The organism is Ruegeria sp. AA6, from assembly GCF_056542865.1.
This window is the reverse complement of the sequence record NZ_JBQGAN010000003.1, coordinates 157,563-176,277: the sequence shown is the minus strand read 5'-3', so window position 1 is coordinate 176,277 and position 18,715 is coordinate 157,563. Positions and strand designations below refer to the sequence as shown.

At 59.9% G+C, this 18,715-nt stretch carries 18 protein-coding genes; 14 read left to right on the top strand and 4 right to left on the bottom strand.

The features are described from left to right. Window positions 1–21 precede the first annotated feature (21 nt). The gene (locus ACR0LN_RS06775) at window positions 22–345 is read right to left on the bottom strand and encodes a hypothetical protein (RefSeq protein ID WP_480428577.1); all 324 of its coding nucleotides are present in this window, start codon (window positions 343–345) and stop codon (window positions 22–24) included. Window positions 346–709: 364 nt separating this feature from the next. Here ACR0LN_RS06775 and ACR0LN_RS06770 point away from each other — a divergent pair, with 364 nt between their 5' ends. Beyond that, the gene (locus tag ACR0LN_RS06770) at window positions 710–1,066 is read left to right on the top strand and encodes a hypothetical protein (RefSeq protein WP_480428575.1); all 357 of its coding nucleotides are present in this window, start codon (window positions 710–712) and stop codon (window positions 1,064–1,066) included. Window positions 1,067–1,073: 7 nt separating this feature from the next. On the opposite strand, the gene ACR0LN_RS06765 is transcribed toward ACR0LN_RS06770, so the two are convergent. Further along, window positions 1,074–2,009, bottom strand: a complete 936-nt coding sequence (locus ACR0LN_RS06765) for a 2-hydroxyacid dehydrogenase (protein ID WP_480428573.1) — start codon at window positions 2,007–2,009, stop codon at window positions 1,074–1,076. 148 nt (window positions 2,010–2,157) lie between these two features. On the opposite strand from ACR0LN_RS06765, the gene ACR0LN_RS06760 reads away from it, so the two are divergent. From ACR0LN_RS06760 to ACR0LN_RS06750, 3 genes are read left to right on the top strand one after another with little or no spacing between them, the layout of a single operon-like run. Further along, window positions 2,158–2,964, top strand: a complete 807-nt coding sequence (locus tag ACR0LN_RS06760; RefSeq protein WP_480428572.1) for a thioesterase family protein — start codon at window positions 2,158–2,160, stop codon at window positions 2,962–2,964. A 4-nt stretch (window positions 2,965–2,968) separates the two neighbouring features. Further along, window positions 2,969–3,685 carry a DUF1007 family protein gene (locus ACR0LN_RS06755; protein WP_480428570.1) on the top strand — a complete coding sequence of 239 codons (717 nt, stop codon included), beginning with the start codon at window positions 2,969–2,971 and terminating at the stop codon, window positions 3,683–3,685. Beyond that, the gene (locus ACR0LN_RS06750; protein ID WP_480428569.1) at window positions 3,670–4,614 is read left to right on the top strand and encodes a nickel/cobalt transporter; all 945 of its coding nucleotides are present in this window, start codon (window positions 3,670–3,672) and stop codon (window positions 4,612–4,614) included. The genes ACR0LN_RS06755 and ACR0LN_RS06750 overlap by 16 nt, the downstream gene beginning before the upstream one ends. Here ACR0LN_RS06750 and truA read toward each other — a convergent pair. After that, window positions 4,611–5,378 (bottom strand): tRNA pseudouridine(38-40) synthase TruA, encoded by a 768-nt coding sequence (gene truA / locus ACR0LN_RS06745; RefSeq protein ID WP_480428568.1) that lies wholly within the window; start codon window positions 5,376–5,378, stop codon window positions 4,611–4,613. The two genes, ACR0LN_RS06750 and truA, sit on opposite strands and share 4 nt — an antisense overlap. A 107-nt stretch (window positions 5,379–5,485) precedes the next feature. Here truA and ACR0LN_RS06740 point away from each other — a divergent pair, with 107 nt between their 5' ends. The 10 genes from ACR0LN_RS06740 (at window position 5,486) to ACR0LN_RS06695 (ending at window position 17,950) form a co-directional block, all read left to right on the top strand. Beyond that, on the top strand, window positions 5,486–6,898 hold the full coding sequence (locus ACR0LN_RS06740; protein WP_480428567.1) for a YcjX family GTP-binding protein: 1,413 nt from the start codon (window positions 5,486–5,488) through the stop codon (window positions 6,896–6,898). Beyond that, entirely contained in the window at window positions 6,895–7,350 is a 456-nt protein-coding gene (locus tag ACR0LN_RS06735; protein WP_480428566.1) for an N-acetyltransferase family protein, read from the top strand. Before ACR0LN_RS06740 ends, ACR0LN_RS06735 begins: the two co-directional genes overlap by 4 nt. After that, window positions 7,343–8,332: a YcjF family protein gene (locus ACR0LN_RS06730; protein ID WP_480428564.1), complete on the top strand. Its 990-nt coding sequence runs from the start codon at window positions 7,343–7,345 to the stop codon at window positions 8,330–8,332. The genes ACR0LN_RS06735 and ACR0LN_RS06730 overlap by 8 nt, the downstream gene beginning before the upstream one ends. Before the next feature lie 54 nt (window positions 8,333–8,386). Then, window positions 8,387–9,097: a VIT1/CCC1 transporter family protein gene (locus ACR0LN_RS06725; RefSeq protein ID WP_480428563.1), complete on the top strand. Its 711-nt coding sequence runs from the start codon at window positions 8,387–8,389 to the stop codon at window positions 9,095–9,097. A gap of 78 nt (window positions 9,098–9,175) precedes the next feature. Further along, window positions 9,176–10,498 (top strand): SDR family oxidoreductase, encoded by a 1,323-nt coding sequence (locus ACR0LN_RS06720; protein WP_480428562.1) that lies wholly within the window; start codon window positions 9,176–9,178, stop codon window positions 10,496–10,498. Further along, the gene (locus ACR0LN_RS06715; RefSeq protein WP_480428712.1) at window positions 10,498–10,983 is read left to right on the top strand and encodes a DUF2269 family protein; all 486 of its coding nucleotides are present in this window, start codon (window positions 10,498–10,500) and stop codon (window positions 10,981–10,983) included. Before ACR0LN_RS06720 ends, ACR0LN_RS06715 begins: the two co-directional genes overlap by 1 nt. Before the next feature lie 88 nt (window positions 10,984–11,071). Next, window positions 11,072–13,771 (top strand): DUF2339 domain-containing protein, encoded by a 2,700-nt coding sequence (locus tag ACR0LN_RS06710; RefSeq protein ID WP_480428561.1) that lies wholly within the window; start codon window positions 11,072–11,074, stop codon window positions 13,769–13,771. Between the two features lie 164 nt (window positions 13,772–13,935). Next, on the top strand, window positions 13,936–16,878 hold the full coding sequence (gene ileS / locus ACR0LN_RS06705) for an isoleucine--tRNA ligase (RefSeq protein ID WP_480428560.1): 2,943 nt from the start codon (window positions 13,936–13,938) through the stop codon (window positions 16,876–16,878). Window positions 16,879–16,950: 72 nt separating this feature from the next. Then, complete coding sequence (locus tag ACR0LN_RS06700) at window positions 16,951–17,406, top strand: methylated-DNA--[protein]-cysteine S-methyltransferase (RefSeq protein ID WP_480428559.1); 456 nt, start codon at window positions 16,951–16,953, stop codon at window positions 17,404–17,406. A 76-nt stretch (window positions 17,407–17,482) separates the two neighbouring features. Then, entirely contained in the window at window positions 17,483–17,950 is a 468-nt protein-coding gene (locus tag ACR0LN_RS06695; protein ID WP_480428558.1) for a hypothetical protein, read from the top strand. Here the strand turns inward: ACR0LN_RS06695 and ACR0LN_RS06690 are convergent. After that, window positions 17,935–18,648: a CDP-alcohol phosphatidyltransferase family protein gene (locus ACR0LN_RS06690; RefSeq protein ID WP_480428557.1), complete on the bottom strand. Its 714-nt coding sequence runs from the start codon at window positions 18,646–18,648 to the stop codon at window positions 17,935–17,937. The two genes, ACR0LN_RS06695 and ACR0LN_RS06690, sit on opposite strands and share 16 nt — an antisense overlap. Window positions 18,649–18,715 lie beyond the last annotated feature (67 nt).

The following is an 18,715-nucleotide window of genomic DNA, read 5'->3' as shown; positions in this document are numbered from 1 at the left end:
AATGCCCCATTCGCCGCAGGATCAGTTGCAACTGACCTGCGAGAAGAACTGACCCGAGATGTTTTGATACATGCTGGCCCTTATGGGCTTGCATCCGGTTGCCGCCTGAATGGCTGCCATTGCCTGAATGGTGCGCAGGCGTGGCGGCGGGCCAAAGGGGTTCAGGTTGTTGTTGTCTCGGGTGGCGCGGTACATGACCGGTGAGTCCGAGACCTGCGTCACGGCCCAGGTTCGGCTCATGACAAACACCGACCTGGTTTCTTCCTTTGCGGCAACCGGGGTTGCCTCAAAGGCTGTCAGGCCAACTATTGCCGCCAGAGCCAGCATCGATCCGCGAAGTGCCATTGAATATTCTCCAGTGCTAAAAACACGGGTTATTTCACCAGATTCAATCGGTTCTGTGAACCCCTGCGTAGGAAATGACCAAATTCTCGTCGGCGTTTGGGCAAAAACAGCGGCATGCACCTGTCCACATCTTCAAGGAGCAGATACCGGAAGCGCCTGCATGGTAAGCCTGCAGACAAAAAGCGCGCCCTGACCTGGGTTGCGGCATGTGTTCCCGTAGTATGTGGAATGTGCCAACAATTCTGGCGCCCTATTCGCGATTGGATTGTTCAGGACAAATTGAAGGTCGCCTGTCGGGGGTTGGCCCTTGTTCACTGCCGGTATATTCTTGAATGCAAATCTATTTCAGAAAGGTGGGGCGATCATGAAAGCCTGGATTTCTTCTACAATTGTGGCAGCCGCGATACTTGCGACGGCTGCAAGCGTGCAGGCCCAAACGATTTCCCGAATCATTGCGGATATGGGCCTGAGCCCGGCAGATTTTGAAGTCTTGAATGCCACCTCAGCCGCAATGTTGGCGGGCGGTACACCACGGGTTGGTGAAGAAAGAACGTGGGTTAACGATCAAACGGGATCGAAAGGTACGATCCGTGTGAGAGATATCCGGGACAACTGCGTTCATCTGCAGCACTTCATTCAGCCCGAAGGAGCAGAGCAGAGCCGGGAAATCAGAACCCGACGCTGCCGCGATGCGAACGGAAACTGGATTCTGACGCCTTAATTCGTGCCTAGTAGCCGCGGGTCCGATCAACCTCGTGCAAAAGGGGATCGCCTGCGGTCAGACGCCGGAAGTTCTCACCTACATCCGCCAGCGCCTCGCCCAGATGCCAGCCCGAGACATGCGGCGTGATTGTCACGCCGGGATGCGCCCAAAGAGGGCTGTCGGATGGCAGCGGTTCGGTCGAGGTCACGTCCAGCACCGCGTGCCCCGGTGCGCCGCTGTCGAGCGCCGCAATCAGGGCGACCTCGTCAATCAGGTCGCCACGCCCCGCGTTCAGTAATTGGCTGCCCGGCTTCATGGCCGACAGCATCCCGGCGTCGAACAGCCCGACGGTCTGAGGGGTAGAAGGCAGAATGGCGCAGACATGGTCACACTTGCCCAACAGTTCAGGCAGGGCCGCATCGCCATGCATGCACGTGACGCCTTCAATCTGCTTGGGTGAACGGCTCCAGCCCATGACCTGAAAGCCAACCGCCCGCAGCATCTTGGCGCTGCGGGCGCCGATGTGACCCAGCCCAAGTACCCCAACCACGGTATCAGGCGAATAAATTGGTGCTTTGGGCGCCCATTCCGCTCGGCTCTGCGCGGCCTCGTGATAGGTCATGTGGCGTTGGTGCCGCAGGACATAGGCGACAAACCATTCAGCGATACCCTGAGCGGGCGCATCTGGTTTCAGCCGGGTCACGCGCACATGCTCGGGCAGGTGGGGATTGCTGACGATGGTCTCGACCCCGGCGCCCAGTTTTTGCACCAGTTGCAGGTTGGGTAGGCGTTGGGGGTGGTCGTCTTGCAAAGCAACCACTGCAACCATCGTGATGTCGTCGGGATTGCCCAGCGTCTCTGATGTGCGCACATCCGTTCCCGGAAATAGCCGCTGCACCTCTTGCGCGATGTCGCTGTCGTTTATCCAATCGGACAGCCCGGTTTCAATCAACAATGCCATCTTGTGCTCCCCCTATCTGGCTTGGTTCTGAATGTCAGGACGTCACGTCATCCGGCTGGACATCGTAACTGCAGCTAAGTCATTCTGTGGTCGAAGGTAAAGCCCGGTCGTGGGATCGAGCGGGCAGAAAAAACGTTTGAGGCAGCCTATGAACGGTACACAGGACCTGACCCAGCAGGCCTATTTTCATCTGCGCGACGATGGGGCCTTTGTGGGCAACGATCCTGCACGCGGCCCCTGGTCCGCCGATCACTGCCATGCGGGGCCGGTCAGTGGCCTGATCGTGCGCGCGGCGGAAACCGAGGTTGGACCCGAGAAAATGTTGACCCGTCTGACGGTCGACCTGATCCGGCCGTTGCCTCTGGCTGGGTTACGTGTGGCGGCGGAAACAACCCGCCATACCAAGACTTTGGCAACGACACGCGTGACCGTTCACGATCTGGACGACACGCTTTGTGCGCGGGCCACGACGATGCATCTGGTTAGACGCGATCTGGGGCCGGTTCCAAATGTGACGATGCCGCCGCCCCATTTGGAGGACACCGTGACCGGCCCGTTCCCGATTGGTGAGATGCGCCATGACTTGCCGGGGTTCGCCCACTATTCTCAGGTGCTTTACCCGCAAGGCGGAAATCAAGGGGCCGGGCCAAAGACGGTATGGATGCGCACTCCGAAGCTTTTGGAGCAAGAGGAACAGTCGCCGATCCAGTCATTGTGTCCGCTGGCCGACTGCGGCAATGGCATCTCATGGAACGCACCGACGACCGAGATGGGGTTCATGAACACCGACCTGACGGTGCAAATTCACCGAGAGCCCGTATCGGACTGGCTGGCGTCGGACTCTCTATGCCATTGGCAGCCGTCGGGGATCGGGATGTCCCAGTCTGTGCTGTATGACACCGAAGGGCCGGTCGCGACGGCGTTGCAGACGCTGGTTCTGTTTCCACCTGCATGATTCTGTGGCTGGTTTCTGCGTGGACGAAGCGAAACGCGTTGCGGGTCGTATGCCGAGGCCCTATCTTTCGCATATGCGCTGGATTGTAACCCTTTTGACTTGCTGCCTGCCGATTCCGGCCTTGGCACACCCGCATGTCTATATTGACACCGGGTTGGAGTTCATCGTGGACGAGGCCGGCCAGTTGACCCATGTTCGGGTGACTTGGGCCTATGACGAGCTGTACTCGTTATACACGCTTGAAGAATTGAAGCTGGATCAGGATTTTGATGGCATCCTGACTGAAAACGAAGAACAGTTCTTGTCTGGTTTCGATGCGCAATGGATCGAAGGCTATAACGGCGATCTGGTTGTTTTCGCGGATGGCGCGCCGGTGTCCCTATCCGGCCCGATGGAGCCGACCGCCACTACCGAGGACGGGCGCATTATCACGACTCATCTGCGTGCGGTTGAGGGTGGCGCCGTGCCAGCCGCCGCGCTGACCGCAAAGGCTTTTGATGAGACCTTTTACATAGCTTACGAAGTAACCCGTCCGGTGACCGTGTCTGGGCCTGCATCCTGCGAGATCAGCCGGATCGAGCCTGACATTGACGGGCAGTTGGCGCAGATGCAGGCGTTTCTGCGGACGCTGGACGCCAATTACGACCTTGAGGAAAACGATATTCCGCTGGTCGGGGAAAGCTTTGCCACCGAGATTTTCGTTTCATGTCCAAATACCTGATTGTTCCGGTCGCTATCGCCATCGGTTTACTGCTGTGGTTCTGGGGAAGCGGTGGCTTTGACAGCCTCGCCGCCTGGGCTGCGGGTGAACAGCGCGAGTTTCAGAACCAGATTGCACGGGCCTTGCGGGCGGCGCGAGCTGAACAATCCGAAGCCGTCGCGACTCTGCTGACTGTGTGTTTTGCCTACGGGTTCTTTCACGCCATTGGCCCTGGCCATGGCAAGGTTTTGATCGGCGGTTATGGTCTGGGCCGCAGTGTCGCGTTTTGGCGTCTTTCCGCGATAAGTGTGCTGTCGAGTTTGGGGCAGGCGGTGACGGCCATTGTCTTGGTTTATGCAGGTGTTCTGGTTTTCCAGATGTCGCGCGACAGCCTAGTGGACACGACTGAACAGGTCATGGCCCCAATTAGCTATGGGGCGATTGCCGCGATTGGCTTGTGGCTGGTTTTCCGAGCGCTCCGCAGCTTTGCCCGACGGCACCGCAGCGAAACGGCTCATCACCAACATGATCATCACCACCATCACGACCATCATCACCACGACGATCATCTCGGCGGCGAGGTCTGCGCGGATTGCGGCCACCGCCATGGTCCTACAGCCGAAGAGGTGGCGCAGGTCGGCAGTTTGCGCGAGGCTCTGCTGCTGATTGCAGGCATCGCCGCGCGCCCCTGTACCGGGGCGCTGTTTGTGCTCATCCTGACTTGGCAGATGGGCATCGCCATGGTCGGAATCGCGGGGGCGTTTGCGATGGCGTTGGGCACGGCAACGGTGACCACACTGGTCGGTTGGACCTCATTCGGGTTGCGCGGTGGCTTGCTGGCCTCGGCATCCGCAACTCGGTTTGCGTCCGTGCTGGCTCCGACGATTGAACTGGTTGCTGGGCTGGTTGTCGTCGTCGTCGCCAGCGGGCTGCTGATGCGCGCGATCTAGTCGAATACGGGGTCGGGGTAGCCGACCCGCGCCAGATACAGGCCTTGCGGCGGGCATACCGGTCCGCAGGCAGCGCGGTCTCCAGCCTCAAGTGCATCCCGCACATCATCAGGCGTCCATGCGCCTGCACCGACGCGCTCCAGCGTACCTACGAAACTGCGCACCTGATTGTGCAAGAAAGACCGGGCGCGAACGTGGAAATGCACCTCGGGACCGGAAAAGCCCTGAACCTGCTCAACCCGAAGCTCATCCAGCGTTTTGACCGGGCTGGCGGCCTGACAGATGGACGAGCGGAAGGTGGTGAAATCATGCCGTCCGATCAGCATATCCGCCCCGGCTTGCATCGCATCGACGTCAAGCCGGTGATTGATCTGCCAAACCTGCCCCGCGTCATGCGTCGCAGGCGCGCGGCGCATCAGGATGCGAAACAGATATTGCCGCTCCAGCGCCGAAAACCGCGCGTGCCAGTCTTCGTCCACCCGTGCCGCTTTGACAATGGCCACCGGCTGCGGCCTGAGGTGATAGTTCAACGCTTCGGACAGGCGAAACGGATCCCACTCCTTGACCAGATCGCAATGCGCGACCTGACCAAGCGCATGAACGCCCGCATCCGTGCGCCCGGCGGCGGCAATGGTGTGCTCGCCGGGTTGAATGCGCGACAGGGCCTGTTCGATTGCCCCCTGAACGGATGGCAATTCCTTTTGCCGCTGCCATCCGGCAAACGGTTCCCCTTGGTATTCGACTTTCAACGCGTATCTAGGCATGGGCTGCTGGTAACGCGCTGTGCAAAAGGGGGCAAGGGTGGGAAAGCTCTGGCAAGTACCGTGTCCTCTACCTATCTTGAGCGAAACGATAAAAGCGGGGCGGCGGTTTGGTCATCTCATCCCTGGCAGACAGTCTTGTGCGCGGCGTCGAATCTGTAGGCGACCGCGTGTCCGAGGCACTGTTCGAGCCAGTTATTCGACTGGGCGTCACAGGTTTGGCGCGTTCGGGCAAGACGGTGTTCATCACCTCTCTGGTCGCTAACTTGCTGGATCGGGGGCGGATGCCCGGGCTGGTCGCACAGCAAGAAGGGCGGATCAATTCCGTCTATTTGCAACCACAGCCTGACGATACGGTGCCGCGCTTTGATTATGAAAACCACTTGGCCGTATTGACCGGCCCGCAGCCGCATTGGCCCGACAGCACGCGCGCCGTGTCGGAGCTGCGCCTGTCGTTCAAGGCGCGCCCGGCTGGGTTGCTTGCTGGATTGCAGGGGCCGCGCACTATCCATCTGGATATCGTAGATTATCCGGGCGAATGGCTGCTGGATTTGGGGCTGCTGGAAAAAACCTACGAAGCTTGGTCGGCTGAGACACTGGATCGCATATCCGGGCGGGGCGAAGCCAAAGCGTTTATCGCGCAGGCTAAGGCTGTTGATGCCACCGCAGCACATGATGAGCCAGCGGCTCAGGCGTTGGCCAAGGCGTTCACAGCTTACCTGACAGACGCGCGTGATGCTGGTTACTATGACTGTACGCCGGGGCGTTTCCTGTTGCCGGGCGATCTGGCGGGGTCTCCGGCACTGACTTTTGCGCCATTACCGGTTGAAGGTCACGCCCCTCGGCGCAGCCTGCATCGCGAAATGGCGCGGCGGTACGAAGCTTACAAGTCACAAGTGGTAAAGCCGTTCTTCCGGGATCACTTTGCCCGGATCGACCGTCAAGTGGTTCTGGTCGACGCGCTGGGCGCGATCCACAAAGGGCCACAGGCAGTCGAGGATATGCGCCGCGCAATGGCGGACATCCTTGCGGCCTTCCGGCCCGGACGCAACGCGTGGCTCAGCCAGTTGCTGTTGGGCAAACGGGTCGAGCGTATCCTGTTTGCAGCAACCAAGGCCGATCACCTGTACCACACGCAGCACCCGCGTCTGACGCACATCATGGAGGCATTGACGCGTGATGCCCGCGACCGCGCCAGCTTTGCCGGGGCGGAAACGGCGGCGTTGTCTCTGGCCTCCCTGCGGGCGACGACCGAAGAGATGCGCACCCATAACGGAACCGAGCTGCCCTGCGTGCGCGGCACTTTGCTGAATGGTAAGCAGGCGGCCTTCTACCCCGGTGATCTGCCGGATGACCCTGCCCACCTGCTGGGACCAGCGCGTAATGGGGCGGAAAGTTGGCTGGGCGAGGATTTCGGTTTCATGGCGTTTGCCCCGGCCCACCTGACCCTGCGGCCCGGCGACGGCCCGCCCCACATCCGTCTGGACCGCGCCGCGCAATTCCTGATCGGAGACCGGCTGTGACCGTAACCCTTCGACCCGCCCGCACCACGGATGCCGGTAGTATCGGAGAGATTCTGCACGGCTTTGCCCGTGAAAACGACTGGATGCCCGAATTGCATTCTCGTGCTGAAACCATCGCCTTTTGTGGCCGGATGATTGATCAGGATTGGGTCACCGTGGCCGAAACCGAAGGCGGCGTTGTGGGATTTCTGGCGCTGAATGCAGCCGAGGTTCATTCTCTGTATCTGGCCCCAGCGGCCCGAGGGCAGGGGATCGGGCGGCGGTTGTTGAGGCACGCCATGTCCCGATGCACGCGTTTGTCTTTGTTTGCTTTTCAAGCCAACCAACCTGCACGCCGGTTCTATGAGCGCAACGGGTTCGCCGAGGTTGCCCGCAGCGACGGAGCGCGCAACGATGAAAACCTGCCCGACATCGAATATGTCTGGCACCGGAAAGGAGCTGTCGATGGCTAAAGGTCCGGTACTGATTGATCTTGATGCGGAAGAGCCTGCCGCTGACGTCGCCCAAGCCCCCCCGGTGCCGGACATCGCGCAGCCGCAAGGGCAGGCGATGCAGGCTGCGGCCCGGCTTGCAGCCCGAAAACCTTCAACCCTGTCGCGGTGGTTCTGGGGGTTGGCGCTGGCCGTGATCGGCGCGGTGGTTTCGGTTGCCGCTTGGGATTTTGTCACGTCTCTGATGTTGCGCGCGCCCGTTTTGGGCTGGGTTTTGACGGGTCTGATGGGGGCTTTTGTCCTGGTTGCGCTGATCATTGCGGTGCGGGAAATCGCCGCTATCGGGCGGCTGTCGCGGGTGGACGGGATGCGCCGCGCAGCGGATGCCGCGCTGGCCGAAGGCGATCTGGCGCAGGCGCGCGCAGTGACCACCCGTCTGATTGCCTTTTACAAAGTGCGGGACGAAACCCAATGGGGCCGTGACCGCCTAGCCGAGCGTATGGGTGAGCAGTTCGATGCTTCAACCCTGTTAGCCTTGGCCGAAGACGAGTTGCTGGCCTCACTGGACGCCGCCGCCAGCCGCGAGGTCGAAGCCGCAGCCCGACAGGTTGCAACGGTGACGGCTTTGGTCCCGCTGGCATTGGCCGATGTGGTGACGGCGCTGGCGTCCTCTCTGCGTATGATCCGCCGGGTGGCTGAAATCTACGGCGGTCGCGCGGGATTTCTGGGCAGTTGGCGCCTGACCCGTGCGGTCTTTGTGCATCTGGTGGCAACCGGTGCCGTGGCGGTGGGTGACGACCTGCTGGAACCCGTATTGGGCGGATCGGTCCTCAGCAAGCTTTCTCGGCGATTTGGCGAGGGTCTGGTGAACGGCGCGCTCAGCGCACGTGTTGGAGTGGCCGCGATGGAGGTTTGCCGTCCGTTGCCATTTTCCGAGCGTCACAAGCCCTCGACTCGCGGGATGGTCAAACGTGCGCTCAGCGGTTTGTTTTCGAAAACTTGACTTAACGCAAAGCCGACCTGTCTGCTGGCCTGCATAACAATGCCGGAGCCAGCCATGACCGACCACGGACACAGCCAGCAGGAAATCGCCGCGCGGATCAATGCGCCACCGGGGCGCGGAGTGCTGCGCGATATTGTCTACGGGGGCATTGACGGGTCGGTCACCACTTTTGCCATTGTCGCCGGGGTCGCCGGGGCGGGACTATCCCCCTTCATTATTGTGGCATTGGGGCTGGCCAATGTGCTGGCCGACGGATTCTCGATGGCGGCGGGGAATTATTCGGGCACCAAGGCCGAGTTGGACAATATCCGCCGAATTCGCGCCATCGAGGAGCGCCACATCAGTCAATACCCTGACGGCGAACGCCGCGAAGTGCGCGAGATTCTGGCGCAGAAAGGGCTATCGGGCCGAGTGCTTGAGGACGCCACTGATGCGATCACAGCCAATAACGACAATTGGATAAACCTGATGATCGAGGGTGAATACGGTCTGGGCAGCGTCGACCCCCATCCGATCAAGGCCGCGATGGCAACGTTTCTGGCCTTTCTTGTTGCTGGAATGGTGCCGCTGTTGCCGTTCCTGCTGTCCCTCGATCAAGCATTCGCGATTTCGGCGTGGATGACCATGGGCGTTTTCTTCGCCATCGGGGCCTTTAAAAGCCGCTGGTCTTTGTCTCCGTGGTGGCGATCTGGCGGAGAGACTTTGGTGATTGGTGGCGCAGCGGCTTTGATAGCGTATCTTGTAGGCTCTCTCTTCCATCCCTAATGGCCGAGATTGTCGCAGAACGCGACAATGGGCTGGTCTTGGCTCAAAGGTGCGTTAGGCTGAGAAAATCAGCTTAAAGTGATTGAGCGACCATTGCCGTTGGGAAATAAAAACATTCTTGTTTTAGGGGCATATGGCTTCATCGGCTCTGCCGTTACCCGATCATTGATGGCCAGGGGTGCGCGGGTTTCAGCGTTTGTGCGCAGCAAGAAAACCGCGGCTCGAGTTTTACCAAATGTCGAGCAAGTCCTGGGTGATTTGCGCGCCTGTACGCGGCCCGAGGATTGGGATAACGCCCTTACAGGGATCGATTGCGTCGTGAACTGTGCAGGCGCGTTGCAGGATGGTCCGGCAGATGATCTTGAGGCTGTCCACCATACGGCAATCGCGGCTTTGGGGCAGGCCTGTGCGCAAAAGAGTATCGCAGTGTTGCAGATATCTGCAATCGGTGCAGACCCCATCGCCGATACGGACTTTATGCGCACAAAAGCGGCTGGGGAGGCAGCCCTGCGGGCCTGCGGCGCGCCGCTTTGGATATTCAAGCCAGGTCTGGTCGTCGGACAGTCAGACTATGGCGGTACGGCATTGCTGCGAATGCTGGCGGCGGTGCCTTTTGTGCAGCCCATCGCGCATTCAAAAGTACCGGTTCAATCTGTGGGTATGCCCGACTTATGCGATGCTGTGGTCGAGACCATTGCCGGAAATTTGCCGCAGGGCAGCTACGATTTGGTTGAGGACGCCCCTTTTCCGTTGTCCGAGGTTCTGTCGGAAACGCGCAGTTGGCTCGGGTTTCCAGCGGCGAGGGTGACATTGAACGTCCCTGATTGGGCAACGCGCATTGTTTCTCGCTGCGCGGATGCTCTGGGCCATTTGGGCTGGCGCTCGCCCTTGCGAAGCAACGCAATGACCATCATGGCAAGTGGAGTGGTCGGGAACCCGGAACCCTATCGCGCCGCAACCGGCCGGTCCATGATGCCCTTGCACCAGATGTATGCCGGTCTGACCAGCTCGCGCGAACACAGGCTAAGTGCACGGATGTCCTTAATGATGCCAATGGTCGTAGCGGTTCTGAGCCTGTTCTGGCTGCTGTCAGGCGTGTTCGGGATCATTGGCTTGTCTCAAGCGACCGAGGTTCTGACAAATGCCGGTTGGGGCGTCATACTGGCGACTTTGAGCGTGGTGTTTTGGTCGGTGGTAGACATCGCGCTGGGGCTTGCGATCCTCTGGCGTCCATGGGCTGGACACGCTTGTTTGGCGCAATTCGGCGTCGCGCTGTTCTACCTAGTTGCCGCCAGTTTTGCGACTCCGGCCCTGTGGCTTGATCCGCTTGGTCCGCTGACCAAAATCCTGCCGGTAATGATGCTCTCGTTGGTTGCATGGCCTTTGGTGCAGAAACGATGATGGACCCAGACCTGATCCTTCGATGGCTGCATATTGTCGGGGCTTGCGTCCTGCTGGGTACTGGTGCCGGGATCGCCTTTTTCATGCTTGTAGCGCACCGTACCGGTGATTCCCGTTTCATCGCGCAAACGGCTGGAACCGTAGTGCTTGCCGATCTGGTGTTCACCGCAACTGCGGTCATTGCACAACCGGTGACCGGCGGCTTGCTGGCCTGGCGACTGGGCTGGTCGTTGACTGAGGGATGGCTTCTGGTTTCGTTGGTTCTGTACGTGATCACTGGGCTCTTCTGGTTGCCGGTCGTGTGGATGCAGGTCCAGATGCGCAAGCTGGCCTGTGCGGCAGTTGAAAATGCTGAGGTACTACCACCGGCCTATCACCGTTTGTTTCGCATCTGGTTCGTTTGTGGGTTTCCTGCCTTTGCGGCGGTGTTGACCATTCTTTGGTTGATGATCTCGCGCCCGGCGGTTGGCTGGAACTTGATTTAGCGTCATCGCCACGAAATCACTGAGATTTCTGACTGTTGCCAAGTGGGCGCCTCGGGTAGCCTGACATCGCAACCACTCGGAGAGCCCCTTGGAATCCTTACTTGTTCTTGTCGGATTGATTGTGCTGGCCATTCCGGTGACCATTATAGCTCTGTTGGTCAGTCATACACGCCTGCGTCGGCGCGTTGAGCAATTGGAGAAGCAAATTCTCTCGGCAGGCGCAGAAGCGGTCGCAACGGACCCTAGGGCGATGCCTCCCGAGCCGCGCAAACCGACCGAAAAGCCGGCTAAGACGTCGAAGCCTGCGCCCTGGAGCGCCGCCAAGGCGCAGTCACCCAAGTCACCGGCCGAGGACACACCCCCAGCCGCCGTGGTGTTCCGGGAAGATCGCTTTGTGGCGCTGACAAGCTGGCTGCGCGAGAACTGGTTTTATGCGGTCTCGGCCTTGTCGCTCGCTTTGGCAGGGATATTCTTGGTGCAATACGGCGTGGAAAGCGGATTGCTAACTCCATCTGCACGGGTGATCGCGGCGTTGCTATTCGGCGCAGCCTTGATCGTTGCCGGAGAGGGCATTCGGCGCAAATACGGAGACGACGAAACCTCTGCCACGGCCTATCTGCCTTCGGTGTTTTCCGGGGCAGGGCTGGTCACTCTGTTTGGTGGTATTCTGGCCGCCCGGCAGCTTTATGATCTGATCGGCCCCGAAGCCGCGCTGGCAGCGATGGTCTTTGTTGCGCTGGTCGGGCTGGTGCTGGGCTGGTTTCACGGCCCCTTGCTGGCCGCAATTGGTTTGATCGGAGCGTTCGCGGCCCCGTTTGTTGTCGGCGGCACATCCGAAAATCCGGCTTGGCTTTATGCCTATTTCTTCGTGATCGCCGGTCTGGGGCTGGGCATTGACACGGTTAGGCGTTGGGCTTGGGTTTCGGTATTAGCCTTGTTCGGCGCGTATTCCGCCTGCCTGCTGCTGGTATTGTCCGCGCCGTTTACTGAGGCGGCGTATCTGATGTGCGTGATGGCTCTGGCCGTGGTGGCCATTGCCATCCCTGTCAGGCGCATATGGCCGGATCATGGCGGGCAGATGATCACTTCGATCATCTGGCGCAAAAAGGGGGAGGCCTGGCCAGAGTTTCCAACCCGCGTTGCTTTCGCTGCGGTGGCCGTCAGTTCGGCGATCGTTGCAGTACACTGGGCAGACAGCTCTGATGAGTTCTGGCTTGGCGTCGCCCTGTTATCAGGGTTGACGTTGGTCATGATGCTTTGGGGGCAAGGGGCCAAAGCCTTACAGGATGCGGTTGCACTGCCCGCGCTGGGCCTAATCTGGTTTGTGTTAGTTCATGGCTTGGACAATGGCGTCGTGCTGCGCGCCTTTTCCGAAACCTACGCCAAAACGCCCGAGGCCGATTACCCATGGGTAGTCACCATACTGATCCTTTTGGGCGCGGTAATTTCAATCACCGCGGCATGGCGATCAATGCGTGCACAAACCTACGCCGCGATCTGGGCCGGAGCAGCCGCCGTTTTCGCGCCCGCGCTGGCGATTTCGCTTGAGGTGGGATGGCACCCGGCCTTGGTTATCGGAGCCTACCCATGGGCGCTGCACGCAATTGCGCTGGGCGTTCTGATGGTCATATTTGCCGAACGGTTTGCGCGTGTCGATGGAGACAACCGGATGCGCCCGGCACTGGCCACACTTTCCGCGCTGTCCTGCTTGTCCTTTGCCTGCGTCATCGTGCTGAGCTCGGCGGCCCTGACCATGGCTCTGGTCGTGATGGTTGTCATGGCCGCTGCGCTGGATCGCAAGTTCACGCTACCACCGATGAGCTGGTTTATTTGGGTGGGTGTGTTCACCGTTACGGTGCGGCTGGTGCTGAACCCGGGTCTGGACTGGGCCAGCACGGCCCCCGTTGCCGAGATGGCGCTAGTCTATGCAGCGTCTACAATCGGGTTCTTGGTGGGGTGGCTGCTGATCAGGCCACTCGACCGTCCTGTGGCAACACTGTTGCTGGAAAGCGCAGCCTGGGCCACCGGAGGGATATTGCTGTCGCTGCTGCTGGAGCGTTGGCTCCAGAGTTTTGGCGATGGCAACGCCACCAACAGCCATTGGGGGCTGGGGCTGCTGGCCGTTATCTGGCTGCTGCTGGCCTTTGCGCAGGTTCAGCGGTTCGAGTTGGGCGGCAAGCTGAATTATGCCCGCTACCTGTTGGCCGCGTTTTTTGCCGGGCATGGTCTGTTGCGTCTGGCACAGGCCTTGGCTGATGCAAACCCATTGCTTAATCCGTTTGCGCCTCCGGTTCTGGGGCTCCCGATTTTAAACACGCTAGCGGTGGCCTATTTGCTGCCCGCTCTGACCATTGGGTTTTCTGTCTGGCGGATCCGGGTAACGCCCCTGTGGCTGCGGCGCGCGTGTTGGGGATTGGTCGGTGTTTTGGCCTCAGTAGGGTTGGGGTTGATGATCCGCCATGTCTGGCAGGGGGCCGCGGGCATGTATGAGGGCAACGGTGTTACGCAACCCGAGCTTTATACCTATACAATGGCCTTGCTGGTGATTGGTGCGGTGGTGTTCTACCAGTCGCTCGCACGGCGATCCGACCTGATGCGCAAGGCCGGACTGGCCGTGATCGGGTTGGCGGTGGCCAAGGTGTTCCTGATCGACATCTCTGGTCTGGGTGGTCTGATCCGGGTGTTCTCGCTGCTGGCACTGGGGCTTGCACTGGCGGGTCTTGCGTGGCTGAACCGCTGGGCCAAGCTGCGCCATTCGCCTCAGGGGGCGGAGCCTCTGGACCATTAGGCGCGGGCGTCCTATAAGCGCGGCCATGTATGACCGTTTGGCCATCATTATTCGAATTATATCCCCGGCGCTCTGACCCTCTGAGACGCCGGGCAAAGGTGTTTGAGAACTCGCACCGACCGCTTCGATCCTAGTACGACCAGATCATCCAAAGGACGCTCCCAATGTGCGCCGACACGATCCAGACACCTGACTACAAAGACACGCTGAACCTGCCCAAAACCGAATTCCCCATGCGCGCTGGCCTGCCCAAGCGCGAACCCGCATGGTTGGAGCGGTGGGAGACCATCGGCGTCTACGACCGCCTGCGCGAAAAAGAGGGCCGCACGCCCTTTACTCTGCACGATGGCCCGCCCTATGCGAACGGCCACCTGCATATCGGCCACGCGCTGAACAAGACCATCAAGGACATGATCGTGCGGTCGCATCAGATGATGGGCTTTGACGCACGATACGTGCCGGGTTGGGATTGCCACGGCCTGCCGATCGAGTGGAAGATCGAGGAACAGTACCGCAAGAAGGGCAAGAACAAGGACGAGGTGAACGTTGTCGATTTCCGTCAGGAATGCCGCAAGTTCGCCGAAGGCTGGATCGACATCCAGCGCGAAGAGTTCAAGCGTCTGGGCATCACCGGCAACTGGGCCGATCCTTATATCACCATGGACTATCACGCCGAAGCCGTGATCGCCGACGAGTTCATGAAGTTCCTGATGAACGGCACGCTGTATCAGGGCTCAAAACCCGTGATGTGGTCGCCCATCGAAAAGACCGCTTTGGCTGAGGCCGAGGTCGAGTATCACGACAAGGAGAGTTTCACCATCTGGGTGAAGTTCAAGGTCGTTGACCCAGTCGGTGGAGACGGTCAGCAATTAGAGAACCGTGATTTAGTGGGCGCTTACGTAGTGATCTGGACGACCACTCCATGGACGATGCCATCAAACAAAGCGGTCGTGTATGGTAAAGACATTTCCTACGGCCTCTACGAAGTCACCGGCGCTCCAGAGGAGTGCTGGGCGAATGTCGGGGACAAGTTCCTGCTGGCCGACAATCTGGCTGCCGACGTTCTGGGCCGCGCGCGTCTGAACGACGACCAGTGGACTCGCGTTCGTGACGTGACTGCAGATGAACTGGCGGGCGCCCAACTGACCCACCCGCTGGCCGGGGCCGAGGGTGGCAATGGCGAATGGGACGACATCCGCGATTTCCGCGCTGCCGAATTCGTGACCGATACCGAAGGCACCGGCTTCGTTCACTGCGCGCCGTCGCACGGGATGGAGGAATTCGAACTCTATCGCGATCTGGGCATGCTTGAGCAGGTCATCACCTATAATGTGATGGACGATGGCTCGTTCCGCGCCGATCTGCCGTTCTTTGGCGGCAAATACATCCTGTCCCGCAAGGGTGGCGAGGGTGATGCGAACAAGGCCGTGATCGATAAGCTGGTCGAGGTCGGCGGGCTGCTGGCGCGCGGCAAGATCAAGCACAGCTATCCGCATTCGTGGCGCTCGAAAGCGCCGATCATCTACCGCAATACGCCGCAGTGGTTTGCATCCGTCGACCGCAAGCTGGATGACGGTATGGGCGAGATGGGCGACACCATCCGCGAACGCGCCCTGCGATCCATCGACGAGTTGGTGAAATGGACGCCGCAGACCGGTCGCAACCGCCTGTATTCGATGATCGAAGCGCGCCCGGATTGGGTGCTGTCCCGCCAGCGCGCGTGGGGTGTGCCGCTGACCTGCTTCACCAAGAAGGGCGCTCTGCCGACCGATGCGGATTACCTTTTGCGCAACGAAGACCTCAACGCCCGCATCAAAGCGGCGTTTGAGAAGGACGGCGCAGACATCTGGTACACCGATGGGTTCAAAGAGCAGGTGCTGGACGGCATCGCCAACCCTGACGATTACGATCAGGTGTTTGACGTGCTGGACGTGTGGTTCGACTCGGGTTCGACCCACGCCTTTGTTCTGCGCGACCGTGAGGATGGCACCGAGGATGGCATCGCCGACGTCTACATGGAAGGCACCGACCAGCACCGGGGATGGTTCCACTCGTCGATGCTGCAAGCGTGCGGCACCAAGGGCCGCGCGCCGTACCGCAACGTGGTGACCCATGGCTTCACGCTGGACGCCAAGGGCAACAAGATGTCTAAATCGCTGGGCAACACCATCGTGCCGGAAGAGGTCGTAAAGCAATACGGCGCCGATATCCTGCGTCTGTGGGTGGCTCAGACCGACTATACCGCTGACCAGCGGATCGGGCCGGAGATCCTGAAAGGTACCGCCGACAGCTATCGCCGCCTGCGCAACACGATGCGGTTCATGCTGGGATCGCTGGCTGACTTCACCGAAGCAGATCGCGTTGCGCTCGAGGATATGCCGCGTCTGGAGCGCTGGGTCCTCAGCCGACTGGCCGATCTGGATGAGCAGGTGCGCAAGGGCTATGCGTCTTTCGACTTCCAGGGTGTGTTCAGCGCCGTCTTCACCTTTGCCACGGTTGATCTGTCATCCTTCTACTTCGACGTCCGCAAGGATGCGCTGTACTGCGACGGCGACAACCTGCGTCGCCGGGCGGCGCGCACCGTGCTGGACATCCTGTTTCACCGCCTGACGACATGGCTGGCCCCGGTTCTGGTGTTCACCATGGAAGAGGTCTGGCTAGAGCGGTTCCCGGGCGATGACAGCTCGGTCCATCTGGTGGATTTCCCGGACACGCCCGCCGATTGGCGCGATGCGGAACTAGAGGCCAACATGGCCAAAGTGCGCCGCGTCCGCCGTGCCGTAACCGCTGCGCTGGAAATCCAGCGTCAGGACAAGGTGATCGGTTCCAGCCTTGAGGCCGCGCCGATCGTGCATGTTGAAGATGGCGAAACCCGCGATTTGCTGGCGACCTTCGATGTCGACGACATGTGCATCACCTCGGGTCTGACCATCACCGGCGACCCAGCCCCGGCCGAGGCGTTCCGCGTGCCCGAAATTGAGGGCGTCGCGGTGGTATTCGAAAAGGCCGAAGGCGAGAAGTGCCAGCGGTGCTGGAAGATCCTGCCCGATGTGGGCCGCCATGCCCATGCAGGCGTCTGCGGACGCTGCGACGAGGCGCTGAGCTAAGTTTAAAAACCCCCGGTCCTTTACCGGGGGTTTTTCGTTGCGCCGGGCAGTGCGATCTGAAACGCTGCGCTTATGCCTATGATTGCTGTTGATACCCAATTTGGTCGCCTTGGAGTCGAAGAAGCCAACGGGGCCATCACTCGCCTTGTCTGGAACGGCAAGGATGAGGGGCGAGAGACGCCTTTATTGCAAGAAGCTGCCGCCCAGTTGAGGGCCTATGATCAGGGGCAACTGGATCGCTTTGATCTGCCATATCACGTGGCCGGGTCCGAGTTTCAGCGACAGGTTTGCGATCTGATGTTTGCAATCCCTTTGGGCGAAACCCGAACCTATGGCGATATCGCCAAAGAGCTGGGGCAACCCCCGCAGCCGGTGGGGCAGGCGTGTGGCGCCAACCCGATCCCGGTTATCATCCCGTGCCACCGGGTACTGGCCGCGAACGGAATTGGTGGGTTTTCCGGTGACGGCGGGATCGAGACCAAAGTTGCCCTGCTGCGCCATGAACGGGCGGCAGGCCTGCTGATCTGATAGGCGGAATTCTGTTGCAATCCGGCTGGTTGAGGCTCAACTTGTATCAGATAGAGAATTCAAAGGATCGCATTGCATGACCGCCCAAACCGACCCAGCCGCCCGTAAAAAGGCCATTATCGACCGACTGATGTCACTGGAAGAGCAGGAATTGGCAACCGCGCAGGCCCATTACGATGCGTTTCTGAAGGATTCCCAACTGGATGACCGGGAAGGGCATGACAAGGATGACATCGCCGCCTCGCGCGAGAATGCGGATTTGGCGGCGGCCTTTGACGCCCCGGTCCATGCGCATCATGCCAAGATCGACGTGATCGAGAATACGGATTTCAGCATTACTGACACCGTGCAGCCCGGTGCAGTGGTCAAGTTCAACAACCGACGCTTTGTCGTTTGTGTATCGACCACCCGGTTCGATGTGGATGGCAAAACCTATATGGGTATTTCAACCCAAAGCCCGATCTATCTGGCGATGGTTGGCCTGCAAGAGGGTGACGTCTTTACCCATAACGGCACCGAGTTCGAGGTTCAGGAAGTCCTATAATCCACGCTTTTGCGCTGCGGAATGATCTGCTGCGCAATTCCTGCGAACACCAAGTACAGGCTGGTTACGACCAAGCCCCAATGCGCCCAGCTTTCCGGGTGAAAATCAACCCATGCGGCCCAACCGGCAAAGAATGTCCACGCGAACGCGATGGGCAGCGAGACCGAGCGCCACCGCTCGGTGCGGACCGGGTGAATGAATTTCAGTGGCAGGAACATGGCCAGCGACAGAACTGAAACCAACAGCAGGATGATCCAGAAATTGGGTTCCAGCGCGAAGACGACGATGACGAACATATTCCAGCATCCGGGGAAGCCAGAAAAGGAATTATCCTTTGTTTTCATTCGCGTGTCGGCAAAATACATCGCGCTGGCGAAGGTGATGACGATGATGGCAAACCAGCCGGTCCAGCCGTCCATCAGCCCGGACTTGAACAGAGCAAAGGCCGGAATGAACACATAGGTCAGATAGTCGATGATCAAATCCAGAAGCACCCCGTCGAACTCGGGCGCGTTCTTCTTGACGTGGTAGTGTCGGGCCAAGGGGCCGTCGATGCCGTCCACGATGAACGAAACGACCAGCCACAGATACATCAGGCTCCATTTCTCCTCGACTGCGGCCAGCATGGCCAACATGGCGAAGACGGCTCCGGTCGCGGTGAACAGATGGACGGAAAGTGCTTTGAATCTGAGTGTCATGCAGGTGTCATGGACGATGCGTTCGGCAGATGCAAACCAAAAGCCAAACATGGGTGAATGTGCCACG

What these genes read in the sequence shown, in the direction of transcription:
- ACR0LN_RS06775 (WP_480428577.1), bottom strand. Translation starts at nt 345, where the DNA reads ATGGCACTTCGCGGATCGATGCTGGCTCTGGCGGCAATAGTTGGCCTG.
- ACR0LN_RS06750 (WP_480428569.1), top strand. Translation starts at nt 3,670, where the DNA reads ATGTCCAAATACCTGATTGTTCCGGTCGCTATCGCCATCGGTTTACTG.
- ACR0LN_RS06725 (WP_480428563.1), top strand. Translation starts at nt 8,387, where the DNA reads ATGACCGACCACGGACACAGCCAGCAGGAAATCGCCGCGCGGATCAAT.
- ACR0LN_RS06700 (WP_480428559.1), top strand. Translation starts at nt 16,951, where the DNA reads ATGCCTATGATTGCTGTTGATACCCAATTTGGTCGCCTTGGAGTCGAA.
- ileS (WP_480428560.1), top strand. Translation starts at nt 13,936, where the DNA reads ATGTGCGCCGACACGATCCAGACACCTGACTACAAAGACACGCTGAAC.
- truA (WP_480428568.1), bottom strand. Translation starts at nt 5,378, where the DNA reads ATGCCTAGATACGCGTTGAAAGTCGAATACCAAGGGGAACCGTTTGCC.
- ACR0LN_RS06770 (WP_480428575.1), top strand. Translation starts at nt 710, where the DNA reads ATGAAAGCCTGGATTTCTTCTACAATTGTGGCAGCCGCGATACTTGCG.
- ACR0LN_RS06690 (WP_480428557.1), bottom strand. Translation starts at nt 18,648, where the DNA reads ATGACACTCAGATTCAAAGCACTTTCCGTCCATCTGTTCACCGCGACC.
- ACR0LN_RS06760 (WP_480428572.1), top strand. Translation starts at nt 2,158, where the DNA reads ATGAACGGTACACAGGACCTGACCCAGCAGGCCTATTTTCATCTGCGC.
- ACR0LN_RS06715 (WP_480428712.1), top strand. Translation starts at nt 10,498, where the DNA reads ATGGACCCAGACCTGATCCTTCGATGGCTGCATATTGTCGGGGCTTGC.
- ACR0LN_RS06695 (WP_480428558.1), top strand. Translation starts at nt 17,483, where the DNA reads ATGACCGCCCAAACCGACCCAGCCGCCCGTAAAAAGGCCATTATCGAC.
- ACR0LN_RS06765 (WP_480428573.1), bottom strand. Translation starts at nt 2,009, where the DNA reads ATGGCATTGTTGATTGAAACCGGGCTGTCCGATTGGATAAACGACAGC.
- ACR0LN_RS06730 (WP_480428564.1), top strand. Translation starts at nt 7,343, where the DNA reads ATGGCTAAAGGTCCGGTACTGATTGATCTTGATGCGGAAGAGCCTGCC.